This is a genomic window from Streptomyces sp. NPDC039430, from assembly GCF_055639435.1.
On record NZ_JBVKAK010000001.1, the window covers coordinates 1,117,882 to 1,135,190 of the forward strand.

Below are 17,309 nucleotides of genomic sequence, written 5' to 3' on the forward strand. Positions count from 1 at the left end.
GTGGGTCGGATACGGACACGGGCGCGGGCACGGCAGGCGGGCCCCACCGCAACGGCCATCGTAAGCGAGGACCCGCCCGCGCCGGGAGGGCCGAGGTCACGCGGGCCCGCCGACACCCGCAAGGAGAACGCGCGGGACCCGTGGAAGGTGCCGGTGAGACGGGAAAAGCACTCGTGCCGGGGGACCCGGCTCAGCAGAATCCGGCTATGGAACCCGTCACTCTCACCACCGAGCGCCTGCTGCTGCGCCCCCTCACGCCGGACGACGTCGATGACGTCCTCGCGGCCTGCCAGGACCCCGAGATCCAGCGCTGGGTCCCGATTCCCACCCCGTACGAGCGGCAGCACGCGGAGCACTTCCTCACGCGGATGGTCCCGGAGGGCTGGCGGACGGGGACCAACTGCACCTTCGGTGTGGTGCCCCGCGGCGGGGGCCCGGTGATGGGCGCGGTCAACGCGCACTGCCAGTCGGGCACCTGGGAGGTCGGCTACTGGACGGCGAGGGAGCACCGCGGCCGGGGCCATACGGCCGAAGCCGCGCGGGCGGTGGCCCGCTGGGCCTTCACGGCGCTGGGCGCGCAGCGCCTGGAGTGGCGCGCCGAGGTCGGCAACGCCGGCTCGCGCGCCGTCGCGGAGAAGGCCGGCTTCGCGATGGAGGGCATGCTGCGCGCCGCGCTGCTCCACCGGGACACGCTGCGGGACATGTGGATAGGCGCGCTGCTCCCCTCCGATCTGGGGCTGCCGGGCACCCGCCCGTACCTGCCCGCCCGGCAGAGGAACGGGCCGGCCTCCCGGGCGAAGGACGCGCCGGCGGGGACCTGAGCACGTCCGCCGGGGGCTTGGACGCACCCGCGCGGGCCCGGCTGTCAGTGCCGCCGTCTATCGTGCGGTTCATGACGACTGTGCCGACCGCCACCACCGAGCTGTCCGCCGACGAAGCCCGACGGATAGCGCTGCGCGCCCAGGGATTCCTCGGCGCCCCCGACCGGCGCGGCGGGGTGCGGGGCGTGCTGCGGCATCTGGGAGCCGTCCAGCTGGACACGATCTCGGTGCTGGCGAGATCGCACGAACTGATTCCGTACGCGCGCCTGGGCGCCGTCGGCCGCAGGACGGTCGAGGACGCGTACTGGACCCCGGCCCCGGCCGGTACGTCACCGGCGCAGCCGCACGCCTTCGAGTACTGGTCGCACGCGGCGTGCATCCTGCCGGTCGAGGAGTGGCCGCACTTCGCCTTCCGCAGGCGTGCCTACCGCGCCCGGCCGCAGTGGTACCACGAGCTGGCGGACGGCGCGTACGACACGGTGATCAAGCAGCTGGAGTCCGAGGGCCCGCTGACCGCCACGGAGCTGGGCGGCGCCAAGAACGGCGGGCCGTGGTGGGACTGGTCGGAGGCGAAGGTCGCCGTCGAGCGCGCGCTCATGTACGGCGAGGTGGTGTGCACCGAGCGGCGCGGCTGGAAGCGGGTCTACGACCTCGCGGAGCGGGCCGTCCCCGGCGAATTCCTCCATGACGATCTGGACGACAGGGAATGTCTGCGCCGGCTCGTACGGCTCGCGGGCCAGTCGCTCGGGGTCGGTACGCGCGCCGATATCGCCGACTACCACCGGCTCAAGGCCGAGCAGGTCGACGCCGTGCTCGCGGACTCGGGGCTGGTGCCGGTGACGGTCGAGGGCTGGGGGAAACCGGCCTGGGCCGCCCCGGAGGCGCTGGCGACCACACCGAGGGGGCGGCACCGCACGACGCTGCTGTCGCCCTTCGACTCCCTCATCTGGGAGCGGGCCCGCACGGAGCGGATCTTCGGCTTCACCCACCGGCTGGAGGCGTACGTCCCCAAGCCCAAGCGGGTGTACGGCTACTTCGCGATGCCGCTGCTGTCCGGCGGGAAGCTGCTGGGCCGTGTCGACCCGGCGCGCGAGGGGAAGACGCTCGTGGCGAAGCAGGTGTCCCTGGAGACCCCCAGGGCCGTGCCGGCGATGGCCCAGGCGCTGCGGGAGGCGGCGGAATGGGTCGGCTGCTCGGACGTGCGGGTGGAGCGGGTCGACGCGCCCGCGCTGCGCGGTCCGCTGGTGGACGCGCTCAGCGCGCTCTGAGCGCCGCCGTCGCCGGGTCCGGCCGCCCGGATATCGTCAGCGGATTTCGAGGATCTTCTCCCGCATCGCATAGACCACGGCTTCCATCCGGGAGTGCAGTTGCAGCTTCTCCAGGATGTTGCGGACGTGGTTCTTCACCGTGTTCTCGGAGATGAACAACTCCTTGGCGATATCACGGTTGTTCATTCCCGTGGCCACCAGCTTGAGGACTTCCAGTTCGCGGTCCGTGAGGCGCGGCGCCGGAACGAGTCTGCGTTCGTCCGTACGCTGAATCATCGATTTGAACTCGGTCAGCAGTTTGGACGCCATCGACGGGCTGATCTGTGACTGGCCGTCGGCCACGGCGCGGATCGCGGTGGCCACTTCATCGGTGGAGATCTCCTTGAGGAGATAGCCGGTGGCGCCCGCCTTGATCGCGTCGTAGAGGTCGGCCTCCTCGTCACTGATCGTCAGCATGATGATCTTGGCACTGGGGGCCACCTCCTTGATGGAGGTACAGGCCTCGATCCCGCCGCGCTTGGGCATCCGTACATCCATCAGCACGATGTCCGGCAGCAGATCGGCGGCCTTGTCGACGGCCTCCGCGCCGTCCCCGGCCTCTCCGACGACCTGGATGTCCTCCTCCTGGGCGAGGACGATCTCCAGTCCGCGGCGGAAGAGGGCGTGGTCGTCCACGACAAGGACCCGGATCGGCTCCCTCGGGGAGTCGCCCCGTTCCGTGGCGGCATCGGATCCGGCGCCGCCGATCGTGTCGTCGGCATCGTTCGCGTGATGCACCGGACCGAAGCTGTCCGCCATCGTTCCCTCCCCTGAAGGCCATGGCCCGAATCTCCCGGGGCCGGCCAACCGCAGTTCGCGGGCCACTTGTTGGCCGCGACGCCATGATTTCATGCCTGGGCGCCGTAGCGATGGCCCTTGGGGGCGCACAGCGGTGCCCCTGAGGCCACGAAGGGGGCTCAGGGGCACCACGGGGGCACGGATTCCGGACTTATTCCGGCCGGATTCCGGCGGTCCCGGCCGGTGCGTCAACCGCCGAGGGCACCGCCCGCGCCGCCCGCTTCCGATCCGGCGAAGGGGTCCGTCCTGAGATGAATGACGCCGTAGTCGTAGGCATGGCGCCGGTAGACGACGCTGGGTTCCTTGGTGTCGGAATCGACGAACAGATAGAAGTCGTGCCCGACCAGCTCCATTTCGTAGAGCGCCTGATCGAGCGTCATCGGTGCGGCGACATGGGTCTTCTCCCGCACCACGAGCGGCCCTTCGCCCTGCACCTCAAGAGAGCCGACCATCGTGGTCGGTACCGCCTGTGCCGCCTCCTCCGCCGCGGTCTCGCCGTTCGCGTTCAACTGGGCGACCCCAGGAACGACCTCGACGACCTCGGCTGCCGACAACCGGCCGTTTCCCCGGCGGTTGTGGCGCTTCTCGTGCTGCTTGCGCAGCCGGGCCTCCAGCTTGCCGGTCGCCAGATCCAGCGCCGCGTACGGATCGGCGGCGGCCGCCTCCGCGCGGATCACGGGGCCGCGGGAGTGGAGCGTGATCTCCACCCGGTCGCACCGGTCGGCCTGCCGCGGGTTGTGCTCCTTGGACACCTCGACGTCGAGGCTGATCACCTTGCCGTCGAGCTTCTGGATCTTGTCCAGCTTCAGCTTCTCGGCCACGTGCTTGCGGAACCGCTCGGGCACCTCTGTCTTGCGGCCCTTGACGACGATGTCCACGCAGAACTCCGTTCCCGGATCACTCCGCCTCGCTGCGGAGTTACTCCCTGTTGCACCAGACCCCGGTAATCACCGGAGCCTCGGACTTGGCGACTTTCACCTCCTCCTCCCCCATCGGCGTGATCCCCATCCCCCGAACTTCCAAGGTTCTGAAAAACGCCGACGCAACACGGGGTATTCAGCGAGTCATGACTCGCGCCACTCCTCTTATCCGAACATAGACCTCCCGGACGGGTGTCGGCACCCGCTACCGGTACGTATCTCTGTTCAGTTGCTTTCCTGCCCTCTTTGCCTGCAACGATGCACGCTTCCGGTCAGTTCCGGTTTATTTCGAAGGAGAGGGGCGGCGCGGCGACAACTGCCGCGCTCACCCGGCCACAACGCGGAATGCCGGGGCCGGTCGCGGCACGCAGTGCCCTCGCCGCCTCGACGAGCGAGGCGCCCGTTGTCATGAGATCGTCCACCAGCACCACCCTGCCGCCCTCCAGCAGCCTCGCGCCCCCGGCGGCGACCTCCAGCGCCCCCGACAGGTTCGCCAGTCTCTGACGGGCGCCGAGGCCCGTCTGGTCGGCCACCGCGCGCCGCTGCCGCAACACCGGCAGGACCCGGCACGGCCTGTCCTCGCGCCGCAGCTCACCGGCGGCGGCCAGCGCGATCCTGCGGGCCGCGTCGTGTCCACGCGCCCCGACCGCACGGCGCGTGGACGGCACCGGCACCAGCAGCAGCGGACCGACCCCCGTGCCCGACGGCGCGGCGGCCCGTACGGCCCCGGCCAGCGCCCGCCCCAGCGGCGCCGCCATCCCGAGCGCCCCGCGCTCCTTGTGCGCCAGCAGCACGGCCCGTACGGCGTCCTCGTACGGCGCCGCGGCGTGGACGGCCGGCAGTCCCACGGGCTCCGGCGCGGGCCGTACCCGGCACGGCCAGGTGCCGTAAAGCGCCCGACCGCAGTCCTCGCACAGAGGTGTCCTGGGGCTCCCGCAGCCGCCACAGGCGACCGGCAGCACCAGGCCGGTGATCTCGCGCCACCACGCCCGCATGACAACCACTGTGCCAACGACGAGGGCGCCCGGCCACCCCTGTGGACAACTCGTTCAGGCAAAGATCCCGTTCGCTCCGGCACGCCCCCGGGCGCCCGCTCCCGCGCACTCCCTCAGGGCCACGACCGGCCGCGTACGCCTCCCCCGGCCGGTGCCCCGTGCAGCCCCGGGGCGTGCGGGGTCAGCCGGGGTAGACGGGCGACGAGCCCACCTCGACCATCGTCTGCCAGTTCCCCCCGGAAGGCAGCCGGACGATCCCGGCGTCACCGGAATCGGCCACCAGCGGCTGCCGGTCGTCGTTCGCCGCCGCGATCGCGGTCACCTGGTTCAGACCGGGCAGCACGCCCGCGGCCGAGGTCGATCCATCGGTCTGGATGTAGCGCACCTGCTGCACACCGCCGGACTCCTTGCCGACCACCACCAGCCGGCTCGGCCCTGCCCAGGACACCGCGGTCACCGTCTCCATCTGCGGTGCCACCGACTGGAGTCGCGCCACGGACACCGTCGGATCGGCCGCCGACCCGCTCCGCTCCACCCGCCCGATCCGCAGTGTGGTCCGTCCGCCCTCGGACACCAGCAGCGCGATGCGTACGCCGTCCGCCGACACCCGGAGCCCCTGGATACGCCCGTCGCCGAGCCCGTCGACCGTGACCGGCAGCGGCGTACCGGTACCCTCCGCGAACCTCAGCAGCCGCGGCTTGCCGGGGTCACGGTCCGCGATCCACAGATCGCCGTGCCCGTCCCAGCTCGGCGGAGACAGCCGGCTGCGCGCCGGACCGTCGCTGGACACCAGCGCGGGAGCCAGCTCGCCGTCCGACAGTATGGAAGACACATAGAGCGACTTGGCGTCCTCCGTGACACCCGCCGCCCGCTTCTCGTCACGGGCCACCGCGACCGAACCGAGCTTCACGCCGCCGCTGCCGAACGGGCCGATGACATGCGACCGGTCGGCGGTCTCGTCGGCGCCCGCCTGCAGCAGCGACAGCCGCCCGTGGTCGTCGACGAAATACGGACTGTCGGGCCGGCCGGTGGTGCGGTCGGGCGCGAACTCCTCGGCCTGGTCGCCGCCGAGCACACAGAGCGAGGACCCGTCGGCCAGCAGCTCGACCTGCCCGACCGGCGTGGACGTGAGATCCCGCAGGGTGAACAGCAGTTGCGCCGCCATCTTCCGGCACTGCGTGCGGCCCGCCTTGGACGCCTTGTCGTTCAGCGGCACCTTGAGGGCGTTGCGGTCGTCGAACTCCAGCGATCTGGTGCCCTTCTGGAGCGCCGTACCGGCGGGGAAGGGCGAGTCGACCACCGGCTTCAGCCAGTTCGTCGGCCCGTCGAGCAGCACCTTGACCGCCTGGGTCACCGGATCCATCCGGGTCGTGGGGTCTATTCGCTGACGGATGTAGACGGGGTCGGCGACCAGCCAGTTCTCCCCCGACGCGAAGTAATACTTATTGACCGAACGGTAGTTGCGCTGGAAGTCCGACTCACCGAGCACCAGCCCCTGCGGCAGGCTGTCGATGCGCCACTCCTTGGCGCCCCCGACGTTCTGCCGGACCAGCCTGATCTCTCCGGCGTACTCGCTCGGTTCGGTCGGCTGATAGGCGTGTACGGAGTCCACATCCGCGATCCGGTCGCCGTACAGCGGGTAGGTGAGTGCGGAGGAGGCGCTGCCGGAAAGCTCCTTCGGGCCCGCCGGGTCGGGAGCGGCCCGCAGCACCGTCGTGCCGGCGCCCGGCTGCCAGTACGCCGACGCCTTCTTCGTCAGATACTTCCTGGCCATCGCGAAGTCGGGATCATCGCTGGTCATGGCTTCGAGGAAGCCGTTGACGATCTCGTCGGGCTCCGCCTTCTCCCGGGGCGGCACGGCATAGACCCGCACCTGGGACTCACCGGGCGGCGATGCCTTGACCGGCTCGACATCGCCGCTGTCGGGGATCGACGCGCACCCGGCCAGCAGCGTGGCGACGGCCGCGAGCAGCACCGGCGTCCGGACCGCGCTTCCCGGCCGACGGCGAAGGCGATCAGCGCCCACGAATGGTGTCCTCCCGCTCCGGAGTCCGGCGTACAGAGTGATCGGAGCGATCGGATTCGCTCTCGGACGGCCGCTCCCCCGTGGGACGCGCCACCACCCGCGCGCCGCTGCCCGGCAGAGCCGCCGGATCCACCGTCGCGGTCGTACGGGGCGGGGCGGGCACACCGGGCGCTCCGGCCTGCGCGGAACGGTCCGCACCCGGCTGGAGCGGCACACTGGCCAGCCGCTGCGCGGTCTCCTTGAGGTCCTGGCCGCCGCCCCGCTCGCGGTTGCGCCGGGAGTCCTCGGGCTCCAGCGGTATGGGCGAGCCGCGCAGCGCCTCGTCCGCCGTACGCGGCAGGGTCAGCCGGAACTGGGAACCGCCGCCCGGTTCTCCCCACGCCTGGAGCCAGCCGCCGTGCAGCCGGGCGTCCTCGACGGCGATCGACAGCCCGAGGCCGGTCCCCCCGGTCGTCCTGGCACGGGCGGGATCGGCCCGCCAGAAGCGGTTGAACACCCGTGTCGCCTCGCCGGGCTTGAGCCCCACGCCGTAGTCGCGCACGGCGATCGCGACCGCACCGCCCGCCGCGCCCAGCCGTACGACGACATCCCGGCCCTCGCCGTGCTCGACGGCGTTGACGACGAGGTTGCGCAGCACCCGCTCGACCCGGCGCGCGTCGGCCTCGGCGACGACGGGCTGCTCGTCCCCGAGGACCCGGATCCTGCTGCCCTTGCGCTCCGCCAGCGGCTCGGCACCGCCGATCACCCGCCGCACCACTTCGCGCAGATCTATCGGCTCGGCCTCCAGCGCCGCCGCGCCCGCGTCGAAACGGCTGATCTCCAGCAGATCCGACAGCAGAGACTCGAAGCGGTCCAGCTGGTCACCGAGCAGTTCGGCCGAGCGCGCCGTCACCGGATCGAAGTCACGGCGTGCCTCATGGATGACGTCGGCGGCCATCCGCACCGTCGTCAGAGGCGTGCGCAGCTCGTGCGACACATCGGAGACGAAGCGCCGCTGCATCCTGGAGAGCTCCTCCAGCTGCTGGATCTTGAGCTGGAGGTTCTGCGCCATCTTGTTGAAGGCTTCACCGAGACGGGCGATGTCGTCCTCGCCGGTGACCTTCATCCGCTCCTGGAGACGGCCGGTGGACAGTCGCTCGGCGATCCCCGCGGCCATCCGTACGGGTGTGACGACCTGCCGCACCACCAGCCAGGCGATCGCCCCGAGCAGCACGACCACGAAGAGCCCGGCCGTGGCGAGCGTGCCCTTCACCAGGTTGAGCGACTGCCCTTCCTGCGTCAGCGGAAATATGTAGTACAGCTCGTACGCGTTACGGTCCACGTCGTTCAGCCGCTTGCCGATGATCAGCCCCGGCTCCGGCGCCCTGGCCTCGGTCGCCCCGGTGTACTTGATCTGCGCGTACGCCTGGAACGCCCCGGTCCCCTGCGCGACCGCCGCCCGCAGATCCGCGGGAACGCTGGCGAAGTCCACCCCGCCCGAGACACGCGGCGCCCGGCTCGTCGACACGGCGTCCGCCGCGTCGGGGCTCAGCGCCACCACGTTGAACGCACCCGGGCCGCCACTGGCGAGCTGTTCGACAAGGTCGGACCGCCAGTTGACGGAGTTCCTCCCCGACCTGCCGTTCGTCCCGTCACCCTCCCGGGCCCCGGGCGCCGCCGGAGCGTCGGCCTTCTCCTTCGCCACGGTGAACCCACCGGCCGCCTGACTCTGGGCCGCCTTCTCCTTGGCCTCCAGCAGACCGTTGCGGACCTGGCCGAAGACCACGAACCCCAGCAGCAGCACCACGCCGAGCGACATCAGCAGCGTGGCCGCGACGACCCGCAGCTGGATATTGCGCCGCCACAGCCGTACGGCGGGCAGCAGCGGACGCCGCACCCAGCGCACCAGCAGCCGCAGCACCGGCCCGCCGGGCGAGCCGTCCTGCAGCAGCCTGCCGCTCTGGAACAGCCGGACGAACCGCGCCAGCGCATGGCCCGGCCCGGCAGCCCGCCCCGCACGGACTCCCGGTTCACCGGGCTTCGGAGCAGCGCTGCCGCCGGTCATGTCAGCTCGGTCCCGCCTTGTAACCGACCCCGCGGACGGTCACCACGATCTCGGGCCGCTCGGGGTCCTTCTCGACCTTGGAGCGCAGCCGCTGCACATGCACATTGACCAGCCGGGTGTCCGCGGCGTGCCGGTAGCCCCACACCTGCTCAAGAAGCACCTCACGGGTGAACACCTGCCACGGCTTACGGGCGAGCGCGACCAGCAGGTCGAACTCCAGCGGGGTCAGGGCGATCGACTGCCCCTCCCGCTTCACCGAGTGACCCGCCACATCGATGACCAGATCGCCGATGGCCAACTGCTCCGGCGCCGGCTCCTCGGACCTGCGCAGCCGCGCCCTGATACGCGCCACCAGCTCCTTCGGCTTGAACGGCTTGACGATGTAGTCATCGGCCCCGGACTCCAGCCCGACCACCACATCGACCGTGTCGCTCTTGGCCGTGAGCATGACGATGGGCACCCCGGACTCGGCCCTGATCAGCCGGCACACCTCGATACCGTCCCGGCCGGGCAGCATCAGATCCAGCAGCACCAGATCCGGCTTGGCCTCACGGAAAGCGGCGAGTGCCTTGTCACCGTCCGCTACGAACGACGGCTCGAAACCTTCACCACGCAGCACAATGCCGAGCATCTCGGCCAGTGCGGTGTCGTCATCGACGACAAGGACACGTCCCTTCATATCGACATCATCCCATTTTCATTTCCGTTGCGTAGACAGGCGTGACCCACCTCACTGAGCAGCGGCAACGTGCACCGATGTCCGTCAGTGACCGTCGCTGTCCGCTGTCATTGATGTCAACCACTGATGTCACGCTCGTCCCCCCTCGATCCGGCCATGACCGGCCACCGAAAGTGCCCACTGCGGCCATACCGTCTCCCGTCGTCAGCACACGGTAGTGGAGTGGACGGGTTCACAGGGTGTCCGGACCGGAGCGCGACCCACGCAGGCGACGCACTCGCGACACCACCCAGATCCCGGCCCCGATGACCGGGATCACGATCAGCGACATCCTCACGATGCCGACGATGCCCGCGAGGAGGAACGCGAACAGCAACTCCCATATCGACGGATCCGGTTCCATGGCCTGCCTTCTCGTCTGTGGTCATGTGACGTCATTCCTGCGACGGCGCGGCTGCCGAACCCGCCGGCTCCGCGACGCCACGGCCCCTCCCCGCCGCGGCAGCACGGGGCGAGGGGCCGTTTCCGTCGCTCAGCTCGCCTGCCTGGACCGGGCACACAGCTCCGCGATCCCGTCCCCGGTCACCGGGGACAGCGCGCCGTGTTCGGTGACGATCGCCGTCACCAGTTCCGGAGGGGTGACATCGAAAGCCGGGTTGAACGCCTGCGTTCCCAGGGGTGCCACCGGCATCCCCCCCAGCCCCTCCGCTCCCGCCACCGCTGTCCGCGGCGGCATGAACTCCGTCACTTCCTGCCCCGGTCGTTGCTCCACTTCGATCGACGCCCCGTCCGGGGTGTCGAGATCGATCGTCGTGGTCGGCGCGACCACGACGAACGGCACATGGTGGTACCCGGCCAGCACGGCGAGCGGATAACTGCCCACCTTGTTCGCCACCGATCCGTCGGCCGCGATCCGGTCCGCCCCGATCAGGACGGCGTCCACCTCACCCGCCGCGAAGAGCGAACCCGCCGCGTTGTCCGTGAGCAAGGTGTACGCCATCCCGTTGCGAGCCGCCTCGTACGCCGTCAGCCGGGCGCCCTGGAGGAGCGGACGGGTCTCGTCCACCCACAGGCGCCGCAGCCGGCCGGCCCGGTGGGCCGACAACGCCACGGCGAACGCGGTGCCCTCCCCACCCGAGACGAGCGCCCCGGTGTTGCAGTGGGTCAGGATCCGGTGGCCGCCGCCCGGCAGCAGTTCGTCGAGGAGCGAAAGCCCGAACGCCGCCATCCGCGAGCTGGCCTCGGCGTCTTCGCGGTGCAGCCGCCTGGCCTCGGCGAGCGCCGCGGCCCCCGCCCGCTCCTGATCGGCACCCTCGCCGACAGCGGCCCGGTACGCGTCATGCGCGCGCCGCACCCCGTAGCCGAGGTTCACCGCGGTGGGCCGCGCCCCGGCCAGCTGCTCCGCCGCGTCCTCCACGTCGAAGCCCCGTACCGCGGCCAGCGCCACCCCGTACGCGCCCGCGATGCCCAGCAGCGGCGCCCCGCGCACCGCCAGCGCCCTGATCGCCCGCACCAGAGCCGGTACGTCCGTGCAGACCAGCTCGGTCTCCTCGGCCGGAAGTCTCGTCTGGTCGAGAAGTACCAGTACGGGCCCTTCTGGCGGCTCGTCCCAGCGGATCGAGGGAAGCATCGGCGGCCCTGAGCCGGCCGGGGTTCGTGCGTACTGATCAGCCATCCGCTCAGTCTGCCCGCTACGGCACGGACAATGAAGGCGAGAACGGAGCCGAGAAGGAGATACAGCCCCTGGTCCGCCGGGGCACGGCGCGTGGCACGATGGCTGCCAGCCCGCCGCCCCGCTCCGCGGACAGGCGCTGTCGAAGCGCCGGCTCGCCGAGCAGGCCCCGCAACCACAACACGAGGTGGACGACCGTGAACGACACTCCGGGCTGGGCCTCGCCCGGATCCGCCCCGTCCGACGGCCAGGACTCCGGTGTGCCCGGGCCCGCCGCGCCCGCCGACGACACCGGCTCCTCCTCGAAGTGGTCCGCGGCCCAGCCGCCGCCAGGCCAGTGGTCCCCGCCGAGCGCCCCCGGCACAGGACCCGCCATTCCCCGCCCCACGCAGGCCTGGGGCGGGCCCCCCCGCGGTGGCGGTCCCGGTCACGGCTGGGGCCCGCCGCCCGCCGCCAAGCCGGGTGTCATCCCGCTCCGGCCTCTCGGGGTCGGCGAGATCCTCGACGGCGCCGTCTCCACCATGCGCACCCACTGGCGGGTGGTGCTCAGCGTCGCCCTCGCCGTCGCCGTGGTCTCCCAGATCAGCGACATCCTCTTCCGCCGCTACCTGCTCCCGGAGCCGGTCGAACTCGACCCGAACGCGAGCCCGTCGGAACTCCTCAGCCAGACCGCCGACTCGCTCTCGTCCACCCTCGTGTCCGAGCTCCCGTCGCTCGCCATCCTGGTGATCGGCACCCTGTTCACCACGGCCGTGCTCACCGTAGTGATCAGCCGGTCCGTACTGGGGCGCTCCGTCACGCTGTCGGAAGCGTGGAACGAGGCCCGTCCCCGGCTCCCGCAACTGCTGGGCCTGACCCTGCTGCTGCCGCTGATAAGCGCCGCCATCATGACCGCGGCGATCCTCCCCGGCCTGCTGATGGGCTCCGTCGGAGGGGCCGCGCTCACCGCGCTCGGCGGAATGGCCGGCCTCGTCGTCATCGTGTGGCTGATGGTCCGCTTCAGCCTCGCGTCCCCGGCGCTCATGCTGGAACGTCAGAGCGTGCTGTCCGCCATGCGCCGCTCCGCCAAGCTCGTCACGGGCGCCTGGTGGCGCACCTTCGGCGTACTGCTTCTCACGCTGCTGATCTCCTTCCTGATCTCTCTGATCATCGCCATCCCGTTCGTCCTCATCGCCACCGCGGTGGACAGCGAGGGTCTCGCCGGCCTGTACTCCGGCAACGCTCCGGACTACGGCTGGCCGTACCTGATCGTCACCGGTATCGGCTCGGTGATCGCCTCCACCATCACCTATCCGATCTCCGCCGGCGTGACCGTGCTCCTCTACATCGACCAGCGCATCCGGCGCGAGGCCCTCGACCTCGAACTGGCGCGGGCCGCGGGCGTGGCGGGCTACGGCACACAGCCGCCGGGCCGCGGCTCCCCGGGGAACTGACGCGGTGTCCACCACGGGGGCAACGGCAATCGCACGGCAGGTGATCCGCGCGGACGACGGCATACCGGTGGACACCCCGCGTGTTCCCGCCCGCGAAGCGGCGGAGCGGGAGCTGTCCAGGCCGATGTACCACGAGAACGACCCGAACCTCCTCCAGCGGGCGCTCAACCGCTTCTGGGAATGGGTCGGTGACCTCTTCGACTCCGCCTCCGGCGTGGCCCCGGGCGGCCCGCTCGGTCTCGTCGTCATCGTGCTGATCGTGGTCGCGCTCCTCGCCGCCCTCTGGTGGCGACTGGGCGCACCGCGACGCATACCCGGGACGGCACGCACGCTCTTCGACGAGAGCCCCCGCAGCGCGGCGGAACACCGCGCCACCGCGGAAACACACGCCGCCGCCGGACGCTGGAACCAGGCCGCCCAGGAACGCATGCGCGCCATCGTCCGCTCCCTGGAGGAACGCGCCCTGCTCGATCCCCGTCCCGGCCGCACCGCCGACGAGGCCGCCTCCGAAGCCGGCCGCCCCCTCCCCGGCCACGCGACCCGGCTGCGCACCGCCGCCAGGGAATTCGACGACATCACATACGGAGGCCGCACCGCCGACGAGGACACATACCGGCGGCTGAGCGCTCTCGATCTCGATCTGGAAAGCGCGAAGCCCCAGCTGAGCCTCGCCTCCGGAGGAACGGCCGAGTGACCTCCACGATCAGCTCCTCCTCGCTCGCCCCCACCACCCGACAGGTCTGGACCCGCAGTCGCGGAGTGGTCCTCGCCCTCGTCCTTCTGCTCGCGGCCGGAATCACCATGGCCGCCCTCAGCTCCGGTGACCAGCACGGCCGGCTCGACCCACGCTCCGCCGACCGGTTCGGCAGCCGCGCCGTGGCCGAACTCCTCAAGGACCGGGGAGTCTCCGTCGAACCCGTCACCACGCTGAACGACGCCACCGCAGCGGCCGGCCCCGACACCACACTCCTCGTCACCAACCCCGACCTGCTGACAGAACACCAGCAGCGCTCCCTGCGCACCGCGATGGCGTCCTCGGGAGGCCGCACCGTTCTGCTCGGCGCCGGCCCGCCCTCCGTCGGCACCCTGGTGCCCGGCGTCCGTACGAACACCCCCGCGCCGGTCTCGGCACGGGCCCCGCGCTGCTCGCTTCCCGCCGCCGACCGCGCGGGCACCGCCGACATCGGCGGCGAGCGCTACGCCACCGACACCGCCGACGTCGACGCCTGCTACATGAGCGATGGCCTGCCGACCCTGGTCAGGATCAGGGACACCGGCAGCGAAGCCGGTGACACCGTTCTCCTCGGCTCGCCCGACATCCTGTACAACGACCGCCTCGACCAACGCGGCAACGCGTCGCTGGCCCTTCAGCTTCTTGGCTCCCGGCCTCATCTCGTCTGGTACCTCCCCTCGCTCGATGATGGATCCGCCGCCGAGACCGGCGGCGACAGTGACTTCCTCGGCCTCATCCCCTCCGGCTGGCTCTGGGGCGCCTTCCAGCTCTTCCTGGCCGCGGTGCTCGCCGCCGTCTGGCGTGCCCGCAGGCTGGGCCCGCTCGTGGCCGAACGACTCCCCGTAGCCATTCGGGCCTCGGAGTCCACCGAGGGCCGTGCCCGCCTCTACCGCAAGGCGAACGCCAGGGACCACGCCGCCGCGTCCCTGCGCTCGGCGACCCGCGACCGTCTCGCACCCCTCCTCGGCGTACCGCCCGCCGACGCCCACTCCCCCGACGTCCTGATCCCCGCCGTCTTCGCACGGCTCCCGGACACCACCCTGGATCCGCGCACCCTGCTCTTCGGTCCGGCGCCGGCCGATGATGCCGCTCTTGTCCGCCTCGCGGACCAACTCGACGCCCTCGAAAGAGAGGTACGCACCTCATGAGTGCCCCGACCGCACAGAACGCCGCGACCACCGACGGCGCCGGGAACCCCGACAGCGCCCGCGCCTCCCTGGAGGCCCTGCGCACGGAGATCGCGAAGGCGGTGGTCGGCCAGGACCCCGCCGTCACCGGGCTGGTGGTCGCCCTGCTCTGCAGGGGGCACGTGCTCCTCGAAGGAGTCCCCGGCGTCGCGAAAACCCTCCTCGTACGGGCACTCGCCGCGTCCCTCGAACTCGACACCAAGCGCGTCCAGTTCACCCCCGACCTGATGCCGAGTGACATCACCGGCTCGCTCGTCTACGACGCGAGGACCGCGGAGTTCTCCTTCCAGCCGGGTCCTGTCTTCACCAATCTGCTCCTGGCCGACGAGATCAACCGCACGCCGCCCAAGACCCAGTCGGCGCTGCTGGAGGCGATGGAGGAGCGGCAGGTCACGGTCGACGGCACCCCGCGGCCCCTGCCCGATCCGTTCCTGGTGGCCGCCACCCAGAACCCGGTCGAGTACGAAGGCACTTACCCCCTTCCCGAGGCCCAGCTCGACCGATTCCTCCTCAAACTGACCGTCCCGCTGCCGTCCCGCGATGACGAGGTCAGTGTCCTGACTCGCCATGCCCAGGGCTTCAATCCACGTGACCTCCAGGCCGCGGGGGTACGACCCGTCGCCGGGCCCGCCGACCTGGAAGCGGCACGCGCCGCGGTCGCGAGAACAACCGTCACCCCCGAGATCGCGGGCTATGTCGTCGATATCTGTCGTGCCACTCGTGAATCCCCCTCACTCGCACTCGGCGTCTCCCCACGAGGCACCACCGCCCTGCTCTCCACCGCTCGCGCCTGGGCCTGGCTCACCGGCCGGGACTACGTCACCCCCGACGATGTGAAAGCCCTGGCCCTCCCCACACTCCGCCATCGCGTCCAGCTCCGGCCCGAGGCCGAGATGGAGGGCGTCACGACCGACTCCGTCATCACCGCGATACTCGCCCATGTCCCCGTCCCCCGATGAGACGGTGAACTCCCATGGCCCTCACCGGACGAACCGCGCTGCTCGCGGCCCTCGGCTCACTCCCCGTCGGCCTCTTCGCCCCCAGCTGGGCGGGCATCCTTGCCGTCAACGCCCCGCTCTCGCTAGCAATTCTGTGCGACTACGCCCTCGCCGCACCAGTGCGAACGCTCCGATTCACCCGAAGTGGTGATACATCAGTTCGACTCGGTGACGTCGCCGAGGTCCATCTCACCGTCACAAACCCCTCGGGCCGGGGCCTGCGCGCCCAGCTCCGCGATGCCTGGCCGCCCAGCAGCTGGCTCCCCGGCACGGAACAGGGGGCATCACGCCACGAGGTGACCGTGCCCGCGGGCGAGCGCCGACGGCTGACCACGGTGCTCCGCCCCACCCGCCGCGGCGACCGACAGGCGGAACGGGTGACGGTGCGCTCATTCGGGCCCATGGGTCTGGCAGCGCGCCAGGGCCACCACGAAGTCCCTTGGACCGTGCGCGTACTGCCCCCTTTCCACAGCCGCAAGCACCTGCCGTCGCGGCTTGCCCGCCTACGGGAACTCGACGGCCGCGCGAGCCTGCTCACCCGTGGCGAGGGCACCGAGTTCGACAGTCTCCGCGCGTACGTGCCCGGGGACGACACCCGGTCCATCGACTGGCGGGCCACCGCGCGCCAATCCGCCGTGGCTGTACGGACCTGGCGTCCTGAACGGGACCGGCACATCCTCGTCGTCCTCGACACCGGCCGCACCTCGGCCGGCCGGGTCGGCGATGTCCCCCGTCTCGACGCGGCCATGGACGCCACGCTGCTTCTCGCCGCGCTCGCCTCGCGAGCAGGCGATCGGCTGGACCTCCTCGCCTACGACCGTCGTACCCGCGCCCAGGTCAGGGGTCACGCGGCGGGCGATGTTCTGCCCGCACTGGTGAACGCGCTGGCCCCTCTCGAACCGGAGCTCGTGGAGACGGACGCGCGCGGCCTCGCCGCGGCTACGCTCAAGAACGCCGCGCGTCGATCCCTCATCGTGCTGCTCACCACCCTCGACGCCGCCCCCATCGAGGAGGGCCTCCTCCCGGTCCTCCCTCAATTGACCCGACGCCATACGGTCTTGGTGGCGTCCGTCGCGGATCCTCACGTCGAGGAGATGAGCCGGGGGCGGGGCACAGTGGACGCGGTCTACGAAGCGGCCGCCGGCACACAGGCACAGGCTCAGCGACGTCGTACGGCAGAACACTTGCAGCGCTACGGCGTCACTGTCGTGGATGCCACCCCGGAGAACCTCGCGCCGGCCCTCGCGGACGCCTATGTGGCGCTGAAGGCCGCTGGACGTCTCTGAGAGCGAAGGTGCGGTAGCCACAGTCCGCGATGGGCGCCTGGCTGTAACCGGCGACCATTGCAGGCTGCTGCATCAAAATATGGACCCATAACGCAGAAATGCCCCGTGCCTTTCGGCACGGGGCATTCCCCTAAAGATTGTTCGGCGGCGTCCTACTCTCCCACAGGGTCCCCCCTGCAGTACCATCGGCGCTGTGAGGCTTAGCTTCCGGGTTCGGAATGTAACCGGGCGTTTCCCTCACGCAATGACCACCGAAACACTATGAAAATATCGAACCGCTGGATGACAACACGGCCGTTCGTTACTTCAGAACTAACACAGTGGACGCGAGCAACTGAGGACAAGCCCTCGGCCTATTAGTACCGGTCAACTCCACCAGTCACCTGGCTTCCATATCCGGCCTATCAACC

Annotated in this window: 15 protein-coding genes and 1 rRNA gene; 7 read left to right on the forward strand and 9 right to left on the reverse strand. The window is 70.9% G+C overall.

Annotated elements, in window-relative coordinates; genetic code table 11:
• The first annotated feature begins 206 nt into the window (after window positions 1-206).
• Both ACZ7LS_RS04785 and ACZ7LS_RS04790 read left to right on the forward strand, forming a co-directional pair.
• Window positions 207-821 (forward strand): GNAT family N-acetyltransferase, encoded by a 615-nt coding sequence (locus tag ACZ7LS_RS04785; RefSeq protein ID WP_385137229.1) that lies wholly within the window; start codon window positions 207-209, stop codon window positions 819-821.
• Between the two features lie 71 nt (window positions 822-892).
• A complete protein-coding gene (locus tag ACZ7LS_RS04790; RefSeq protein ID WP_385137231.1) occupies window positions 893-2,089 on the forward strand; it encodes a winged helix-turn-helix domain-containing protein in 1,197 nt (398 codons plus the stop codon).
• A gap of 36 nt (window positions 2,090-2,125) precedes the next feature.
• Here ACZ7LS_RS04790 and ACZ7LS_RS04795 read toward each other — a convergent pair whose 3' ends face one another.
• The 8 genes from ACZ7LS_RS04795 to mtnA form a co-directional block, all read right to left on the reverse strand.
• Window positions 2,126-2,887 (reverse strand): response regulator, encoded by a 762-nt coding sequence (locus ACZ7LS_RS04795; RefSeq protein WP_385137232.1) that lies wholly within the window; start codon window positions 2,885-2,887, stop codon window positions 2,126-2,128.
• A 227-nt stretch (window positions 2,888-3,114) separates the two neighbouring features.
• A complete protein-coding gene (hpf, locus tag ACZ7LS_RS04800; protein ID WP_129769385.1) occupies window positions 3,115-3,804 on the reverse strand; it encodes a ribosome hibernation-promoting factor, HPF/YfiA family in 690 nt (229 codons plus the stop codon).
• Window positions 3,805-4,118: 314 nt separating this feature from the next.
• Entirely contained in the window at window positions 4,119-4,841 is a 723-nt protein-coding gene (locus ACZ7LS_RS04805; protein WP_382530769.1) for a ComF family protein, read from the reverse strand.
• A gap of 181 nt (window positions 4,842-5,022) precedes the next feature.
• Window positions 5,023-6,867, reverse strand: a complete 1,845-nt coding sequence (locus ACZ7LS_RS04810; RefSeq protein WP_382530768.1) for an LpqB family beta-propeller domain-containing protein — start codon at window positions 6,865-6,867, stop codon at window positions 5,023-5,025.
• A complete protein-coding gene (gene mtrB, locus ACZ7LS_RS04815; RefSeq protein ID WP_382530766.1) occupies window positions 6,857-8,911 on the reverse strand; it encodes an MtrAB system histidine kinase MtrB in 2,055 nt (684 codons plus the stop codon). Before mtrB ends, ACZ7LS_RS04810 begins: the two co-directional genes overlap by 11 nt.
• Window position 8,912: 1 nt before the next feature.
• The gene (mtrA, locus tag ACZ7LS_RS04820) at window positions 8,913-9,590 is read right to left on the reverse strand and encodes a two-component system response regulator MtrA (protein WP_005486885.1); all 678 of its coding nucleotides are present in this window, start codon (window positions 9,588-9,590) and stop codon (window positions 8,913-8,915) included.
• A 232-nt stretch (window positions 9,591-9,822) separates the two neighbouring features.
• Complete coding sequence (locus ACZ7LS_RS04825) at window positions 9,823-9,993, reverse strand: hypothetical protein (RefSeq protein ID WP_382676147.1); 171 nt, start codon at window positions 9,991-9,993, stop codon at window positions 9,823-9,825.
• A 129-nt stretch (window positions 9,994-10,122) separates the two neighbouring features.
• Entirely contained in the window at window positions 10,123-11,265 is a 1,143-nt protein-coding gene (gene mtnA / locus ACZ7LS_RS04830; RefSeq protein WP_385137235.1) for an S-methyl-5-thioribose-1-phosphate isomerase, read from the reverse strand.
• A 194-nt stretch (window positions 11,266-11,459) separates the two neighbouring features.
• On the opposite strand from mtnA, the gene ACZ7LS_RS04835 reads away from it, so the two are divergent.
• Genes ACZ7LS_RS04835 through ACZ7LS_RS04855 form a run of 5 tightly spaced genes read left to right on the forward strand, consistent with a single transcriptional unit; the run spans window position 11,460 to window position 16,899 of the window.
• Window positions 11,460-12,695, forward strand: coding sequence for a DUF7847 domain-containing protein (locus ACZ7LS_RS04835; protein WP_385137236.1), 1,236 nt, complete (start codon window positions 11,460-11,462; stop codon window positions 12,693-12,695).
• A 4-nt stretch (window positions 12,696-12,699) separates the two neighbouring features.
• On the forward strand, window positions 12,700-13,389 hold the full coding sequence (locus ACZ7LS_RS04840) for a DUF4129 domain-containing protein (RefSeq protein ID WP_382877682.1): 690 nt from the start codon (window positions 12,700-12,702) through the stop codon (window positions 13,387-13,389).
• Window positions 13,386-14,576, forward strand: a complete 1,191-nt coding sequence (locus tag ACZ7LS_RS04845; RefSeq protein WP_385137238.1) for a DUF4350 domain-containing protein — start codon at window positions 13,386-13,388, stop codon at window positions 14,574-14,576. The genes ACZ7LS_RS04840 and ACZ7LS_RS04845 overlap by 4 nt, the downstream gene beginning before the upstream one ends.
• Window positions 14,573-15,574, forward strand: a complete 1,002-nt coding sequence (locus ACZ7LS_RS04850) for an AAA family ATPase (protein ID WP_385137240.1) — start codon at window positions 14,573-14,575, stop codon at window positions 15,572-15,574. Before ACZ7LS_RS04845 ends, ACZ7LS_RS04850 begins: the two co-directional genes overlap by 4 nt.
• A gap of 14 nt (window positions 15,575-15,588) precedes the next feature.
• On the forward strand, window positions 15,589-16,899 hold the full coding sequence (locus tag ACZ7LS_RS04855) for a DUF58 domain-containing protein (RefSeq protein WP_385137242.1): 1,311 nt from the start codon (window positions 15,589-15,591) through the stop codon (window positions 16,897-16,899).
• A gap of 139 nt (window positions 16,900-17,038) precedes the next feature.
• On the opposite strand, the gene rrf is transcribed toward ACZ7LS_RS04855, so the two are convergent.
• Window positions 17,039-17,155: ribosomal RNA gene (gene rrf / locus ACZ7LS_RS04860) — 5S ribosomal RNA — on the reverse strand.
• Between the last annotated feature and the right edge of the window lie 154 nt (window positions 17,156-17,309).